Source organism: Longibaculum muris, assembly GCF_004343035.1.
GTDB lineage: Bacteria > Bacillota_I > Bacilli_A > Erysipelotrichales > Coprobacillaceae > Longibaculum > Longibaculum muris.
Genome location: NZ_SMCQ01000018.1, coordinates 31,846 through 48,028, shown reverse-complemented (window position 1 = coordinate 48,028; position 16,183 = coordinate 31,846). Strand labels below are relative to the sequence as shown.

Genomic DNA, 16,183 nt, shown 5'->3' with positions numbered 1-16,183 from the left:
AGGCTCATCTTTTTTGAATAGCAGATATATGGAGGTAGTTATGAAAAGATTAATATTGATTGGAGGGACAATGGGAGTTGGAAAAACAGCAACTTCCTCTTTGTTAAAATATCAATTAGATAATTGTGTTTTTTTAGATGGTGATTGGTGTTGGGATATGCATCCTTTTATTGTTGATGAAGAAACAAAAACAATGGTGATGAATAATATTGTTTATCAATTAAATCAATTTATTCATTGTTCAAAGATAGAAAATATTATCTTTTGTTGGGTGATGCATCAACAAAGTATTATTGATGAGCTTTTATCAAGATTAGATGTATCAAATTGTGAGGTTTATCCTATTTCTTTAATATGTTCAAAAGAAGCCTTAGAAAAACATATTCAAAAAGATATTGATTTAGGAATAAGAAAAGCAGATGTGCTAAAAAGAAGTGTAGAAAGACTTTCTATGTATCATGATTTAAATACTATTAAAGTTGATATAACACATTTAACAATTGAACAAACAGTAGAAAAAATCTGTGACATAATTCATGCCTAGTATGAGAATCGTTTGACTTCAACATATATTTTCCTTATAATAGGTGATATGTAAAGGCAGGGACTAGTATGTTTACAAAAAAAGAAATCTTTAGTATTCCAAATATTTTGTGTTATTTTAGAATTGCATTAGTACCAGTGTTTTTGTATGCTTATTTTACTGCGGAAACAAGTGGGGGACATTTTTTATCAGCTGGAATACTTATATTATCTAGTTTAAGTGATTTCTTTGATGGTTATATTGCTAGAAAATATGATATGATTACTGAACTTGGTAAACTGATTGATCCTGTAGCTGATAAATTAACTCAATTTGTTGTGGCATGTACACTTATGTATACCTATCCTGCTTATGCGTGGTTAGTTGCAATTATTGTTTTAAAGGATGGTATGTTGTTGTTTGTAGGATGGTTTATTTATCGTAAAAAGGGGCGACATTTGGCGCAAGCAGAAATGCCTGGGAAAATCGCAACGGCTGTATTCTTTGTTGTTTCTATATTATTGATTGCTTTCTATATACCTAATACAATTGCATCAACTGTGATGATTTATTCAACTGTTGCTTTAATGGCAATAGCAATGATTTATTATGGACAAGGATTATATCATTTATATAAAGAAGATTAGAAATCAGCTTATGGCTGATTTTTTCTATTTCCTCGGCAATAAACGACATATAATTATATTATTAGCGAATAAACATATATTTCTTGATTGTTTTCTTGTATAATAAAATCAGGTGATGAACATGGGAAGTAATCGGGAATTAAAAGAATTATGTTATATGGAAGCATTAGAGGATAGTGTTGTTTCTGTTGAAATGATATTGAATAGACTGAATCAAATTGAACAAAAGAAAGGTGTCTTTGATGCTTATATTTTATCACATGATCGTTCTAAAACTGTTTTGGATTTAGAACTCTCCTTAGCAACACTTTGTATATTACTTAGGAAAATGTCAGAAAATTTATTTATTGTCACACCTGAGGAATTAAGACGGGATATGAATAGTATTATTCATTCCAATCGATTTGAGTATACGCGTTTAGAAGTTGTTGTTTATTCACAAAAGGGTAGAGAACCAATTGATTTACAAGGTTTATTGAATTTTTGTCATGCGATTCTTAAGAGTGACAAAGTTCGTAGATAATTTATGATATAGTCATCATGGTGATGATAATGAATTTAAGAAAAAATCTAGGTATTATTATGATGATGTTAGGTGTTTTGTTGACAATTAATCAAGGTGAACAACAAAAGGATTTAATAAAACAAATTGAGGTGATGGTGAAAACATATTGGCCATTGATATTGAGTTTTATTGGAATTTATATGATATCTACACCAGTGAAAAGAAGAAAGTAATATGGGTTCTTGTCTATATTGAGGATAGGAACTTTCTTTGTTTTATTGAATAAAAATATAAAAATCTAAGGTGTTTTTGACTTATGTGAAAAAATTCATCTTATAACTTTATTTTTTGGTTATAATTTTGTATAATGAGCGCATATGGAGGTATATGAAATGAAAAAGAGACCAGTGGTTTTATGTATTTTAGATGGTTATGGTTTAACTGAAAGAGTTGATGGAAATGCTGTGAAATTAGCAAATACACCAAACTTAGATGATTTAATGGCAATGTATCCAACAACAACTCTTAAAGCAAGTGGAAATGCAGTCGGATTACCAGAAGGACAAATGGGAAATAGTGAAGTTGGACACTTAAATATTGGTGCTGGTAGAATTGTTTATCAATCATTAACTTTAATTAATAAAGCTGTTGAAGATGGAACTTTCTTTACAAATGAAACTTTCTTAAAAGCAATCAATCATGCCAAAGAAAATAATTCAAAATTACATATTTGGGGATTATTATCAAATGGTGGTGTTCACTCATCAAATGAACATATCTATGCATTATTAAAATTAGCTAAAGATCAAGGTTTAGAAAAAGTTTATGTGCATGCATTCTTAGATGGTAGAGATGTTGCTCCTGATAGTGGTGCTGATTTCGTTCAAGAATTACAAGATAAGATGAATGAAATTGGTGTTGGACAAATCGCTTCTATCTCTGGTAGATATTATGCTATGGATAGAGATAAGAGAATGGATCGTGTTGAATTAGCTTATAATGCATTAGTTGGTAAATCTGGAGAAACATATAGTGATCCAGTTCAATATGTTAAAGATTCATATGCAAAAGAAGTTTACGATGAATTTGTTATTCCTGGATATAATCCAGCAACTGATGGTGCTGTAAGCGATAATGATTCTATTATCTTTGCTAACTTTAGACCTGATAGAGCTATTCAAATGTCTAATGTTTTCACTGCTGATGTTTATGAAGATTTTAAACCAGCAGATAAACCAACAAATATTTTCTTTGTATGTATGATGCGTTATGCTGACACTGTTAATGGTGAAATTGCATTCCATTCATTAGATTTAACAAATACTTTAGGTGATTACTTATCAGCTCAAGGTTTGAAACAATTAAGAATTGCTGAAACTGAAAAATATGCTCATGTTACATTCTTCATGGATGGTGGAGTTGATAAAGAAATCGAAGGAGCAACTCGTGTTTTAATCAATTCACCAAAAGTTGCCACTTATGATTTACAACCTGAAATGAGTGCTTATGAAGTGAAAGATGCATTACTTGCAGAATTAGATAAAGATATTCATGATGTTGTGATTGTAAACTTTGCAAACTGTGATATGGTTGGACATACTGGAATTATTCCAGCAGCTATTAAAGCAGTGAGTGTTGTTGATGAATGTGTTGGTGAAGTTTATGAAAAAGTTCTTGAATTAGGTGGAACTATGTTAATTACTGCTGATCATGGAAATAGTGAAAGATTATTAGATGAAGATGATAATCCATTCACAGCTCATACAACAAATCCAGTACCATTAATTCTTACAAATACACATTTAGAATTAAGAGAAGATGGTAAACTTGGAGATTTAGCTCCAACAATCTTACAATTATTAGGATTACCACAACCTAAAGAAATGACTGGAGAAAGTCTATTAAAATAGGAGATTCTAAGGAATCTCTTTTTTTCTTCTTTTGAATACATAAATCTTGTATAATAAAAGAGGTGATGAAACATGAATTTAATAGAACGTTTAAAAAATCAAGAGAAAATGAATGAAACTCAACAAAGTATTAGTCAATATATATTACAACATAGTGAAGAAATACCTCAAATGAGTGCTCGAACACTGGCTAAAAAAACTTATACCAATGCTTCAACAATTATTAGATTTATTAAGAAATTAGGTTATGAGAATTATAATGATTTTAAAGTTCATCTGGTTCGTGATTTAAAGGATGCTCAATTAGAAGATGTAAAAATAAGAGAAAAAGAAATGAGTATTTCAATTATTGATAAAATCAGTGAATTAGAAAAGAATGTTATTGAGAAAACTAAAAATCAACTTTCAGTTCAACAATTAGAAAGAGTTGCCCAACATTTTCAAAAGATAACTTATATTGATTTTATCAGTAATGATGCAAATACATGTTTAGGAGATTATGGTTGTCATTTGTTTTTTCTTGCTCAAAAAATAGCAACCAATTATACAGCAACAAATTTACAATTATATTTAACGATGACACCGCTTAAAGATCATGCTATTGTGTTGATTAGTCGTATGGGTGAAGATAAAAGAGTTGTTAAGGTTGCCCGTGAATTTCGTAAAAAGGGCGTTTATACAATTGCGATTACAGGGAGAGTAGAAAGTACTCTAGCAAAGTGCTGTGATGAGGTGATTCCAGCTATTCATATTAATTCGTTTGCTGATTTTAGGGATATGATTTTTCAAATCTCTACACAATATATTTTTAATTGTATATTTTCTTTGATGTTAAGTGATAATTATCGTTCAATTATTGAGTTTAATGAAGCTTATGGAGAAGTCTATATTAAATAATAGGTTACATTGTTGCACTTTTCTTGAGAATTTATTTAAAATATGGTTACAATGTTGCTTTTGATTGGATAGGTCTTGAAAAAAGTTAAAGAATTTCTTATGATAGCGTCAGTTAAAGGAGGATGAAATCATGTTACACAAAAAATTAAAAGCATTTCCTCAAGATTTTCTTTGGGGAGCAAGTACATCAGCTTATCAAGTTGAAGGAGCTAATTTAGAAGATGGAAAAGGTCCATCTTGTCAGGATGTTAAGGAAGTACCAGAAGGAACTTCAGATTTAACTGTCTGTGCTGATCAATATCATAGATATAAGGAAGATATTGCCTTAATGGCAGAAATGGGATTCAAGACTTATCGTTTCTCTATCTCTTGGTCTCGTATCATTCCTGAAGGTACTGGAGCAGTCAATCCAAAAGGAATCGAATACTATAACAATGTCATCAATGAATGTTTGAAATATGGAATTGAACCATTAGTCACTATGTTCCACTTTGATATGCCTGCGGCATTAGATAAACGTGGTTCTTGGTCTAATAGAGAATCTGTAGACTGGTTTTTAAACTTCGCTAAGGTTATGTATGAAAACTTTGGAGACAGAGTTAAATATTGGTTAACAATCAATGAACAAAACATGTTGACTCTAGTAGGACCAGTTATTGGAACATTAACAATCCCTGAAGGATGTACAAATGAATTAAAGGAAATCTATCAACAAAATCACCATATGTTAGTCGCACAAGCAAAAGCTATGGCGTTATGCCATGAAATGTTACCAGGAGCTAAGATTGGACCAGCCCCAAACATTTCATTAGTCTATCCAGCAAGCTGCAAGCCAGAAGATAATCTAGCAGCTCAAAATTATAACGCTATTAGAAACTGGTTATACTTAGATATGGCAGTCTATGGTGTTTATAATAACTTAGTATGGGCATGGTTAGAAGAACACAATGCAACACCAGAATTTGCTGAAGGAGACGAAGAAGCATTAAAGAGTGGACATCCAGACTTCATCGGATTCAACTACTACAACACAGCAACATGTGAGTGGGATGATGGAAGTGAAGAATTATCACAGGCAGTCGATCAACAGACAGCACGTGGAGAAGCAGGAATGTTCAAGGGATTCAAGAATCCAAACTTGCCAACAACAGAATTCGGATGGGAAATTGATCCTATGGGATTCAGAGCAACTATTCGTGAAATGTATTCAAGATATCGTTTGCCAATGATCGTTACAGAAAACGGATTAGGAGCTTATGATAAATTAACAGAAGATGGAAAAGTACATGATCCATATAGAATTGAATATCTAAGAAAACATATCGAACAAGTACAATTAGCTATTACAGATGGATGTGAAATGATGGGATACTGTCCATGGAGTGCAGTGGACTTAATTTCAACACATGAAGGAATGGTTAAGAGATATGGATTCATCTATGTAGATAGAGAAGAATTTGACTTAAAGACATTAGACAGATATAGAAAAGATTCATTCTATTGGTATAAAAAAGTCATTGCAACAAATGGGGAAGATTTATCAGATTAGGAATAAGAATTTCTTATTCCTTTTCTTTTGCCTTTGATTATGATATATTTAAACAAAATGGAGTGATTCAATGAAAAAAATAACTTGTTTTTTATTAACTATCTTATTACTCGTTGGTTGTCAAACAACGAGTCAAAGATTAAAGATTGATGGAATCCAAGAAATTGAGTATCAAGAGTTAACACAGAATTTAAATTCAGATGTTACATTTATGTTGTATATTGGTAGGCCTGATTGTGGTGATTGCCAAGAATTCTATCCAGTATTAGAAAAATATGTGACGAGTCATAAAGGAACAGGTCTATATTATTTAAATGTTAAAGCATTTAGAGATCGAGCAAATCAAAAAGATGCAACTCAAGAAGAAAAAGATTTTTATAAGAATCTTTATCAGGAATTAGATTTTGATTGGACACCAACAATTCATGTTGTTTCTAATGGACGTTTTATAAAAACATATCAGTATTTAGATGAAGATTATTTTAAAATTAAGGATAGAGAAAAACAATTACAAAGAAAACAAGAATTTTTAGATGAATTTCAAAGCTTTATGGATGATTATTTCAAGGAGGATTAAGCAATGAAGAAATGTCCTAGATGTGGATATGAAGTTAAAGATGATGAAAAGTATTGTCCACATTGTGGTTTAGACTTACAAGTTAGATATCGACCAATTAAACCTAAGAATAAATCAATGACTTATTTATTATATGTGATTATATTCTTCTCTTTTATTACTATTCCTTTACTTTATGGTCGTATTTTAAGTGATATTGGAAGTAGTATGAATGAAATTGGTGATGAGAAAACAAAGCTTCCAGCTATTGTTGATGAAGAACCAACAAAGATTTTAGCGAATTATGATACATTAGCTGATTTTAAGAATCAGTTTAGTAATGTTGATGGAATTGTTCAATCTATTGCTGATTATGAAAAGATTTTATTTGCAATTCATGATTATACTTTTGATAAGGATTATAAGATTCAGGTTTTAGATAATTATAATATCTATTATGATTTCACTTATACAACAAAGATTAATGAACATGTTACTTTATCAATTGAACGTTATTATGATCGTGCTCATCAATATAATGAAGAAAAGATTGTTTTTAAAAAGGATAATGCACAAAGTTTTGATGAATTATTTTTAACTGATGAACAAAAGGCTTTATTTGAAACATATAGTGGTCCTCAAACAGTTACTAATCAATTGATGGATGATTTTGCAAAACGTCAAGATGAATTTGAAAGTAAGAAGAAAACTTTAGGGCATTATGGAATTGGAAATTATAAAGGTGAATCATCATTTGTTGTTCATCGTTATCAAAAAACATATTATTCTGTATTAACATATACTCATTCTTTAAAAGATTATATCAACTAGAGGTTCTTTAACCTCTTTTTCTTTGCTTTTATTAATATATTCGCTATAATATTTAAAACAAAGGGGGAATCATCTTGAAAATATTAATAAGTGATTTAGATGGAACATTAGTTAATGAAAATACAAGTATATCACCTAAAAATATCGAAGCACTCAAAGAATTAAAAAAACAAGGTCATTTGATTGCGTTATGTACAGGACGTAATTTTATGGAAGTTAAAGAATTAATTGATTGTGTTGATTTTTCTTATGATTATTTAATTTTAAATAATGGGGGTCAAATCTTAGATAAGAATCTAACAACACTCTATGAAAAGCATATTGACCATGAAATTGGTGTTGATATTTTAAAACATTTAACAAGTTATGCTGGAATGTGGGCATATTATTGTGATGGTCATGTTAATTATGGTTATATAGATGGTCAAACGATTAATCATGGGGCTAAGGGAAAACCTAAGATTGATGTTGATTTTCATCAAGCTTATCAACAAGCATCACATTTTCAAATTATTGCCTTTAATCAAGAGGATGAAGGTATTGAAAATACAAAGGCATGTTATGATTATATTTTAGAAAATTATAGTGATAGTGTTGAAGCTTATTTTAATATGCATTTTGTTGATGTTGTTCCTAAGGGGTGTTCTAAAGGAAGTGGAATAAAAAAACTATTAACCTTGATTGAAGAAGATATTGATGAAGTTTATGCGATTGGGGATTCGTATAATGATTTATCAATGATTCAATCTGCTGATTATGGTTATACATTTATTCATGCACATGATGATATTAAAAGTCAAACGAAGCGTCATGTTCATTATGTTTATGAGGTTATTGAAGATATGTTAGGGGGAAATAAAGATGAGTTGGCAAGATAAATTAAGAAAGGTTGAACCATATCAGGCAGGGGAACAACCTAAAATAAAGAATCTCATTAAATTAAATACAAATGAGAATCCATATGATCCAGGATGCCTTGTGAAAGAAGCAATCAATCAATTTGATTCTTCACAGTTACCATTATATCCAAATCCTGATGCAGATGATTTAAAACATAGTATGGCTTTATATCATGGTTTAAAGGATTCACAAGTCTTTTTAGGAAATGGTTCTGATGAAGTTTTAGCATTAACATTTTTAACTTGTTTTAATGGCGAAGCACCAGTTTTGTTTCCTGATATTAGTTATTCATTTTATCCAGTATATTGTGAATTGTATCAAATGAATTATCAAATGGTTCCTCTTAATGAAAACTTTGAAATTGTTAAAGAAGATTATTATCAAGAAAACTCTGGAATTATTTTTCCTAATCCAAATGCTCCAACTGGTTTATTAGTGACGTTGGATTTTATTGAAGATATTTTAAAACATAATCCAGATAGTATTGTTGTGATTGATGAAGCTTATATTGATTTTGGAGGAGAAAGTGCAGTTTCGTTATTAGAGAAATATGAAAATTTATTGATTATTCAAACTTTTTCAAAATTCCGTTCTCTTGCGGGAATCCGTTTGGGGGTTGCATTAGGGAATCCGACATTGATATCAAAATTATATGATGTGAAAAATTCTTTTAATTCTTATCCAATTGATAGATTGGCACAAGTGATTGGTAAAGCGAGTATGGATGATAGTGATTATATTCAGAAAAATGCTCAAAAGATTATTAAAACAAGAGAATATACAAAAGATAAATTAAAAGCTTTAGGTTTTGAGATGCCTGATTCTTATGCTAATTTTATTTTTGTTAAGCATCCAGATTATGATGCTCAAACATTATTTACTCAATTAAGAGAAAGAGGAATATTGGTTCGTTATTTTGCTAAACCAAGAATTAATCAATATTTAAGAATTACAATTGGAACACAACAACAAATGGAAACATTAATACTAACAATTGAAGATATTTTAAAAGAAAGATAAGTTTTTTATCTTTCTTTTGCTAAGCATATTCGTTTGAGATGTTAATTTTGTATGATATAATGCGTTGTAGGAGGACTTTATGAAAAAAGATTTGGCAGTTATATTTGATTTAGATGGAACATTATTAAATACTGATTTATTGATTCACAAAACATTTGATCATGTTTTTGAAAAATATAAACCTGGATATATCTTGAGTGAAGAGGAACATTTATCTTTTTTAGGACCAACATTAAAAGATACTTTTGCTAGATATTTTCCTGAATCAATGAGTGATGAATTGATAGAATATTATCGTGATTATAATCATGCACATCATGAGGATTTTGTAACGATTTATCCAACCGTAAAGGAAACGCTTGAGACTTTGAAAAATAAGGGATATCCTTTAGCAGTTGTTACAACGAAGTATTCTAAAGCGGCTTATTTAGGTTTGGATTTATTTGATTTAACCCAATATTTTGATGTTGTTTTAGGAATGGATAATGTGAATCGGGTTAAACCTGATCCAGAGGGTATTTTAAAGGCTATGAATCAAACAAATTGTAAAAAAGCACTTTATGTTGGTGATAATACAAGTGATATCTTAGCTGGTAAAAATGCTGGTGTTCATACTGCTGGTGTAAAGTGGACACCAAAAGGAACAAGTGAGATGGAGAAGTTGAATCCTGATTTGATGATTGATGAAATGAAGGATATTATACATTTTATAGAAAGGATGGATTAAGATGGTAGATTTAATTGTCATTGGAGCTGGACCTGCGGGATTAACTGCAGCTTTATATGCAACTCGTGCAGGAGCAAGTGTGATTGTATTAGATGGAGGAGCACCAGGTGGTAAGTTGAATTTAACTGCTGAGATTGAAAATTATCCAGGAGTTGTGAAAAAAGGACCTGAATTAGCTTATTCAATGTATGAACAATGTTTATCATTTGGCGCTAAATATGAATTTGGTGAAGTTACAAAAATTGAAGATTTAGGTGATCATAAGATTGTTTATACGGCTAAAGAAAAATATGAGACAAAATATGTCTTTATTGCAACGGGAACAAAAGAGCGAAAAATGGGTATTTCTGGTGAAGAAGAAATGACTGGACATGGAGTTTCTTATTGTGCTGTTTGTGATGGGCCATTCTTTAAAAATAAGGTTGTATGTGTTGTTGGTGGTGGTAATAGTGCGATTGAGGAATCACTTTATTTAAGTGATATAGCAAGTCATGTGCATATTATTGTTCGTCGTGATGTTTTAAGAGCTGATCAATATTTAATTGATAAAATGAAGGAAAAGGATAATATTGAAATGCATTATTTAAAGAAACCACATGCGATTGAAAAGAAGGATGGAAAAGTAAGTGGTTTAGTGATTGAAGATTCTAAGACTGGTGAATTGTCAACAATTCCAACGAATGGTATCTTCCCATTTATTGGTTTGGATCCTATTAGTGGATTTGTTAGTGATTTAGGAATTGTGGATGATAAAGGATATATTGAAGTTAATGAAAATCAAGAAACAAAGGTTAAAGGAATCTTTGCTGGTGGAGATGTAACAGCTAAGAATTTACGTCAAGTTATTACGGCAGCAAATGATGGTGCCATTGCTGGACAATATATTGCTTCATTGTTAAAATAAGGGAAGATTTTTTCTTCCTTTTTTGTTTAATGGTGTCAATGAGGAAAGATAATTTTATTGAGATTGAAAAAAGAGTACACTTATGATGTGTTTTTTGATATAGTATAAATGACAAAAGGGGATGAGTTTATGGATAAAATTGAAGTTGTAGTCGTCACTGGAATGTCTGGAGCTGGTAAAACACAGGCAATGGCAATCTTTGAAAATATGGAATATCGTTGCATTGATAATTATCCAGTTGCATTGTTAAAAGAGTTTGGTGATTTGATGCGTACATCTACAAAATATGCCAAAGTTGCTATGGCTGTTTCATTAGGAGACGCTATTTTAGCAGTGCGTGTGCTATCTAATATGGATTGGATAGATTTAACTGTGATTTTCTTAGATTGTGATGATGAAGTTTTACTTTCTAGATATAAACAAACACGTCGTTCTCATCCATTGATGATTGGTAATATGGCATCTTCTTTAATGGAAGCTATTCACTTTGAAAGAGAAATGGCTGATCCAGTAAGTAAGCTAGCAAATATTATTATTGATACTACATTGTTAAAGCCAACTAAGCTTCAAGATAAGTTAGAAATATATTTTCATAAAGGAAATCAAGATACTTTTAGAGTTTCTTTTGTTTCTTTTGGTTATAAACATGGGGTACCAAGAGATGCTGATTTATTATTAGATGTGCGTTTCTTACCTAATCCTTTCTATATTGAGGAGTTAAGAAATTTAACAGGAAATGATAAGGCCGTTTATGATTATGTTATGGAACAAGCCGAAACTAAAGAGTTTATTGAAAAGACAATTACTTATTATGATTATTTATTAAAGAAATATGAAGAAGAAGGAAAAATGCAAATGATTATTGGAATTGGCTGTACTGGTGGACAACATCGTTCAGTGACTTTAACAAATTATTTTGCTGATTATTATTCTAAGTATTATCAAGTTTATAAATGGCATCGAGATGCTGATCATTAAGGAGGGAAGAAAGTGATATCTTTTTCAAGAGTTGTAAAAGAAGAAATTGTTTTTAATGATTTTGATTTAGATTGTGAAAAAGCTATTCTTTGTGCAATGATTAAAATTATTGGAACATTATCTTTAAACCAATCAGGATTATCACTAACATTACGTACTGAAAATGCAAAAATTGCATCAAAATTGCATAAATTATTAAAGGATTTATATCAACCACATATTGAGTTTCGTGTGTCTAAAAAAATGAAACTTAAAAAAAACAATGTCTATATATTAATTGTATCTAAAGCTAGAGAAATCTTAGATGATTTACATTTGATGGAGGGTATTGGTATTCAAAGTGTACCAGATGCTCAATTATTAGAGACAGATTCACAAAAAAGAGCTTATTTAGCAGGGGTTTTTCTTGCTTGTGGAAGTGTGAATAATCCCGATACTTCTAATTATCATTTAGAAATGAGTGTTAATGAAGAAGATTTTGCTTTGTTTATAGAAGAATTAATGAATCGTTATGAACTTAATGCAAAGGTTATTAAACGTCGTAATAAATATGTTATTTATATGAAATCAGCAGAAAGAATTGGTGATTTTTTAAGAGCTATTGGGGCAAGTCAATCAGTCATGGATTTTGAAATGACAAGAATTGATCGTTCAATGGCAAATACCGTTAATCGTTGGAATAACTGTGATATTGCTAATGAGGTGAAGGCAATGAGTGCTTCTACGGCACAAATTGAAGATATTGCTTATGTTATTGATAAGGCTGGAATAGAAATCTTAGATGATAAGACGAGAATTGTCGCGTTACTTCGTTTAGAGAATCCAGAGTTAACCTTGAATGAATTAGCGGATGCTTATTATGAGCAGACGGGGCAAACCATTAGTAAATCAGGATTACATCATCGTTTTAAAAAGATTAAAGAAGAAGCTCAAAAATTAAAACAAATGGAGAATGATTAATATGGAAAATATTAATATACTATTTGGAAGAAGAATTAAAGAATTACGTTTAAGACAAAATATTTCGCAAGAAGAATTAGGTTTCCGTTGTCAGCTTTCTAAAAACTATGTTTCGGATGTAGAAAGAGGGAGACGTAATGTATCTATTAAGGTTGTAGAAAAATTTGCAGCGGGATTAAGAGTTCCTGTCTATTATTTGTTTAAATGGCATGATGGTGATGAATCAGTTCATTTATAGTTTATATTTGTCGTATAGACTAGAAATGTAAAAAAGGAGAATATATATGGGATATGGTTTTATATATTTATTTTGTGTTTTAATATTATTAATGTTAGCATTGAGATTCTTTTTGCCTTTTCTTATTTATTTAATTCCCGTACTTGTTATTGTGTGGATTTTAAGAATTCTATTTGGACGTAGACATAGAAGGCAAACAACCTCAACTGATGATCGTACATATTATGAATCAATGTATCAACAACCAGAAGAACCAACAAATCCTGATATCATTGATGTAGATTATAAAGTTGTAGATGAAGAAGAACAAGATAACACTCATTAGAGTGTTTTTGTATAAAGGAGGAGTTTTATGATTTGTCCAAGATGTAAAAGTGAATTAAATGATGATATGAGTTTTTGCCCTCAATGTGGTTTAAAAATAGAAAGATGTCCACATTGCCATCAGCCAATACTTCCAAATGCTAAATTCTGTTCACATTGTGGAGAACGTTTATATGAAGATGTTCCTCAAGGAGTAGGTGGTTTTTATCAACCATTAGGTGATGAAGATAATTTAAAAGAGGAAACTGTTGACTTTGAAGATATTCCAGTTAGTCATAAGGTGAATAAGAAAGTTATTGGTATTGGAGTTGCTATTTTAATAGCGTTAACAGGTATTTCTTATCTTTATCTCTATCATGGACCAGCTTTGAATCTAGCTAGAGATAATTCTTCTCATCAAATTAAAGTGAAACAACAAAGTATTGGTGGAACAACATCTTATGCAACATTTACTGGTAATATTAATTTATCTGGTTTAGTTTATCAAAGTGAAGATAAGTTTTATATTTGTGATGATCAAGGTCATCTTGTAAGTATGGATAAAGATTTAAAGAATCGTCAAACGATTCTTAATGAATCTGTTCAATATGTGAATGTGACAAAAGATATGATTTATTATGCAAATAAAGATAATTATTTGTGTCAGTCATCATTAGATGGAAAAGATAAAAAGATATTAATAAATAAAGCCGTTTATTATGTGATTGTCAAAGATGATAAGATTTATTATCAGTTAGATGAGGATCATGAAGCTTTATATGTATATGATATAAAAACAAAGAAAGAAACAAAGTTGAATGAACGTCAATCTTTTAGTTTAAATATTTTAGATGATAAGATTTATTTTACAAGTAGTGATGGGATTTATAGTATTGGATTAGATGGTAAGGGTGAAGAAAAGTTATTAAGTGGTAAGTATTATAATTTGATTTATCAAGATGGTTATTTATATTGTGGTAAGACTGATGGAAGTTTAATGTCTTATGATATTAAAAATAAAGAAACACAGACTTATGATAAGAATGTTCAAATGTTTATAAATATGAGTGATCACAATTTGTTTTATTATACAAATGATATGAATGTTATGAAATATGATTTGAAAACAAAGAAGAAAACAAAGATTTATAGTGGATATATTACAGGTGGACAAATTATTGGTGATAAGTTGATTTTAATGACTGGTGGAAGTTATAGTGATAATGCTTATCAAGTTATTATGGATTTTAATGGAGAAAATCAGCAAAGATTGTTTACTGATGGACAAGGTGATTTTATTTAGAGAAAAGCTGGAAGGCTTTTTTCTTTTTTCTATTTTATTGTGAGAAAACTGTGCTATAATAGTGCATATATTAAAAATGAGGGAAAAGTATGCTTATAAAAGAAATTATTGATGCGACAAATGGAAAATTATTGAGTGGGAATTTAGATGATGATATTTTAGGATTTACTCAAGATACAAGAAAGATTAAAGAAGGGGATTTATATATTCCTTTAATTGGTGAAAAGAGTGATGGACATGCTTATATTGAACAGGCATTTCAACAAGGTGCAAGTTCAATCATAACATCACAGGTTGTAGATTATCCTGATAAGAATGTTATCTTGGTTGAAGATACCCTTCAGGCAATGAGTGATATGGCAAGATATTTAAGACTTCATCGCAATGTTAAGGTTGTAGGGATTACTGGTAGTGTTGGTAAAACAAGTACCAAAGATATGATTTATTCAGTTGTTTCAACAAAATATAAAACATTAAAAACATTAGGAAACTATAATAATCATATTGGTTTACCATTAACAATGTTAAGATATCAAGATGAAGAAGTTATGATTTTAGAAATGGGAATGAATCATTTAGGTGAAATTGATCATTTAACACATATTGCTTGTCCAGATATTGCAGCAATTACGAATGTAGGAACTGCACATATTGGAGAATTAGGTTCAAGAGAAAATATTTTAAAAGCAAAGATGGAAATTGTAAATGCTTTAGCAAAACAAGGAACATTGGTTATTAATGATGATAATGATATGCTTCATACTGTTTCTTTAAGTGATCATCATTTATTAAGAGTTGGTCAAAATGATGGTTGTGATTTAAAAGCTAGAAATGTTGATTTAAGATTGGAAGAATCTTATTTTGATATTGATTATCAAGGAAAGACTTATCAAGTTCATGTTCCTGTTTCAGGGATTCATTTTGTTTATAATGCTTTAATTGCGATTGCGATTGGATTGACATTGGATATTGATATGGAAAGATGTATTGAAGGTGTAGAACATTTTGAATTAACAAAGAATCGTATGGATGTACTTGATTTAGCAGATGGAATAAAGGTTATTGATGGAACTTATAATGCAAATTTAGATTCTATGAAATCAAGTTTAGATGTTTTAGGACAATATCAAACAAGAAAAATTGCAGTTTTAGCAGATATGTTAGAACTTGGAGAATATGAACAAGCATTACATGAAGAAGTAGGACAATATGTTGTTGAAAAAGGAATTGATGAGCTTTTATGCGTTGGTAAAGCTTGTCAGTATATGGTAGATAAAGCACAGGAGTTAGGCTTAAAACAAGCTTATCATTTTGAAGATAATCAAGCATTGATTGAATATTTAGATGAACTTTTAGAAAAAGATGATGTTTTACTTGTTAAAGGATCTAATGGTATGCATCTTAAAGAAGTTGTTGAACATTTGAAGGAGAG

Annotated in this window: 18 protein-coding genes and 1 pseudogene; all 19 read left to right on the top strand. The window is 30.1% G+C overall.

The window, feature by feature from the left end; translation table 11 throughout:
* Positions 1 to 40 precede the first annotated feature (40 nt).
* Positions 41 to 544, top strand: a complete 504-nt coding sequence (locus EDD60_RS11490; RefSeq protein ID WP_066444297.1) for an AAA family ATPase — start codon at positions 41 to 43, stop codon at positions 542 to 544.
* Between the two features lie 68 nt (positions 545 to 612).
* Positions 613 to 1,170: a CDP-alcohol phosphatidyltransferase family protein gene (locus EDD60_RS11485; RefSeq protein ID WP_066444298.1), complete on the top strand. Its 558-nt coding sequence runs from the start codon at positions 613 to 615 to the stop codon at positions 1,168 to 1,170.
* 121 nt (positions 1,171 to 1,291) lie between these two features.
* Positions 1,292 to 1,693: a hypothetical protein gene (locus EDD60_RS11480; RefSeq protein WP_066444300.1), complete on the top strand. Its 402-nt coding sequence runs from the start codon at positions 1,292 to 1,294 to the stop codon at positions 1,691 to 1,693.
* A 29-nt stretch (positions 1,694 to 1,722) separates the two neighbouring features.
* Positions 1,723 to 1,908: a hypothetical protein gene (locus EDD60_RS11475; protein ID WP_066444301.1), complete on the top strand. Its 186-nt coding sequence runs from the start codon at positions 1,723 to 1,725 to the stop codon at positions 1,906 to 1,908.
* A 159-nt stretch (positions 1,909 to 2,067) separates the two neighbouring features.
* Positions 2,068 to 3,585 carry a 2,3-bisphosphoglycerate-independent phosphoglycerate mutase gene (gene gpmI / locus EDD60_RS11470; protein WP_066444303.1) on the top strand — a complete coding sequence of 506 codons (1,518 nt, stop codon included), beginning with the start codon at positions 2,068 to 2,070 and terminating at the stop codon, positions 3,583 to 3,585.
* 72 nt (positions 3,586 to 3,657) lie between these two features.
* Positions 3,658 to 4,482 carry a MurR/RpiR family transcriptional regulator gene (locus EDD60_RS11465; RefSeq protein WP_066444305.1) on the top strand — a complete coding sequence of 275 codons (825 nt, stop codon included), beginning with the start codon at positions 3,658 to 3,660 and terminating at the stop codon, positions 4,480 to 4,482.
* 130 nt (positions 4,483 to 4,612) lie between these two features.
* Positions 4,613 to 6,031 carry a glycoside hydrolase family 1 protein gene (locus EDD60_RS11460; RefSeq protein WP_132226421.1) on the top strand — a complete coding sequence of 473 codons (1,419 nt, stop codon included), beginning with the start codon at positions 4,613 to 4,615 and terminating at the stop codon, positions 6,029 to 6,031.
* 70 nt (positions 6,032 to 6,101) lie between these two features.
* Complete coding sequence (locus EDD60_RS11455; RefSeq protein WP_066444307.1) at positions 6,102 to 6,608, top strand: thioredoxin family protein; 507 nt, start codon at positions 6,102 to 6,104, stop codon at positions 6,606 to 6,608.
* 3 nt (positions 6,609 to 6,611) lie between these two features.
* Positions 6,612 to 7,418 (top strand): zinc ribbon domain-containing protein, encoded by an 807-nt coding sequence (locus EDD60_RS11450; RefSeq protein ID WP_132226420.1) that lies wholly within the window; start codon positions 6,612 to 6,614, stop codon positions 7,416 to 7,418.
* A 74-nt stretch (positions 7,419 to 7,492) separates the two neighbouring features.
* Positions 7,493 to 8,296 (top strand): Cof-type HAD-IIB family hydrolase, encoded by an 804-nt coding sequence (locus tag EDD60_RS11445; RefSeq protein ID WP_066444314.1) that lies wholly within the window; start codon positions 7,493 to 7,495, stop codon positions 8,294 to 8,296.
* Positions 8,280 to 9,338 carry a histidinol-phosphate transaminase gene (gene hisC, locus EDD60_RS11440; protein ID WP_066444317.1) on the top strand — a complete coding sequence of 353 codons (1,059 nt, stop codon included), beginning with the start codon at positions 8,280 to 8,282 and terminating at the stop codon, positions 9,336 to 9,338. Before EDD60_RS11445 ends, hisC begins: the two co-directional genes overlap by 17 nt.
* A gap of 79 nt (positions 9,339 to 9,417) precedes the next feature.
* Positions 9,418 to 10,065 (top strand): pyrophosphatase PpaX, encoded by a 648-nt coding sequence (ppaX, locus tag EDD60_RS11435; protein ID WP_066444321.1) that lies wholly within the window; start codon positions 9,418 to 9,420, stop codon positions 10,063 to 10,065.
* Between the two features lies 1 nt (position 10,066).
* On the top strand, positions 10,067 to 10,969 hold the full coding sequence (gene trxB / locus EDD60_RS11430) for a thioredoxin-disulfide reductase (RefSeq protein WP_066444327.1): 903 nt from the start codon (positions 10,067 to 10,069) through the stop codon (positions 10,967 to 10,969).
* Positions 10,970 to 11,098: 129 nt separating this feature from the next.
* The gene (gene rapZ / locus EDD60_RS11425) at positions 11,099 to 11,947 is read left to right on the top strand and encodes an RNase adapter RapZ (protein ID WP_066444329.1); all 849 of its coding nucleotides are present in this window, start codon (positions 11,099 to 11,101) and stop codon (positions 11,945 to 11,947) included.
* Between the two features lie 12 nt (positions 11,948 to 11,959).
* Positions 11,960 to 12,907 (top strand): DNA-binding protein WhiA, encoded by a 948-nt coding sequence (whiA, locus tag EDD60_RS11420; protein ID WP_066444331.1) that lies wholly within the window; start codon positions 11,960 to 11,962, stop codon positions 12,905 to 12,907.
* 1 nt (position 12,908) lies between these two features.
* Complete coding sequence (locus tag EDD60_RS11415; RefSeq protein ID WP_066444333.1) at positions 12,909 to 13,145, top strand: helix-turn-helix domain-containing protein; 237 nt, start codon at positions 12,909 to 12,911, stop codon at positions 13,143 to 13,145.
* A 46-nt stretch (positions 13,146 to 13,191) separates the two neighbouring features.
* Positions 13,192 to 13,470 carry a hypothetical protein gene (locus EDD60_RS11410; protein ID WP_066444335.1) on the top strand — a complete coding sequence of 93 codons (279 nt, stop codon included), beginning with the start codon at positions 13,192 to 13,194 and terminating at the stop codon, positions 13,468 to 13,470.
* A 27-nt stretch (positions 13,471 to 13,497) separates the two neighbouring features.
* Entirely contained in the window at positions 13,498 to 14,751 is a 1,254-nt protein-coding gene (locus EDD60_RS11405; protein ID WP_066444337.1) for a DUF5050 domain-containing protein, read from the top strand.
* Between the two features lie 89 nt (positions 14,752 to 14,840).
* Positions 14,841 to 16,163: pseudogene (locus tag EDD60_RS16810) on the top strand (UDP-N-acetylmuramoyl-tripeptide--D-alanyl-D-alanine ligase); the annotation flags it as partial.
* Between the last annotated feature and the right edge of the window lie 20 nt (positions 16,164 to 16,183).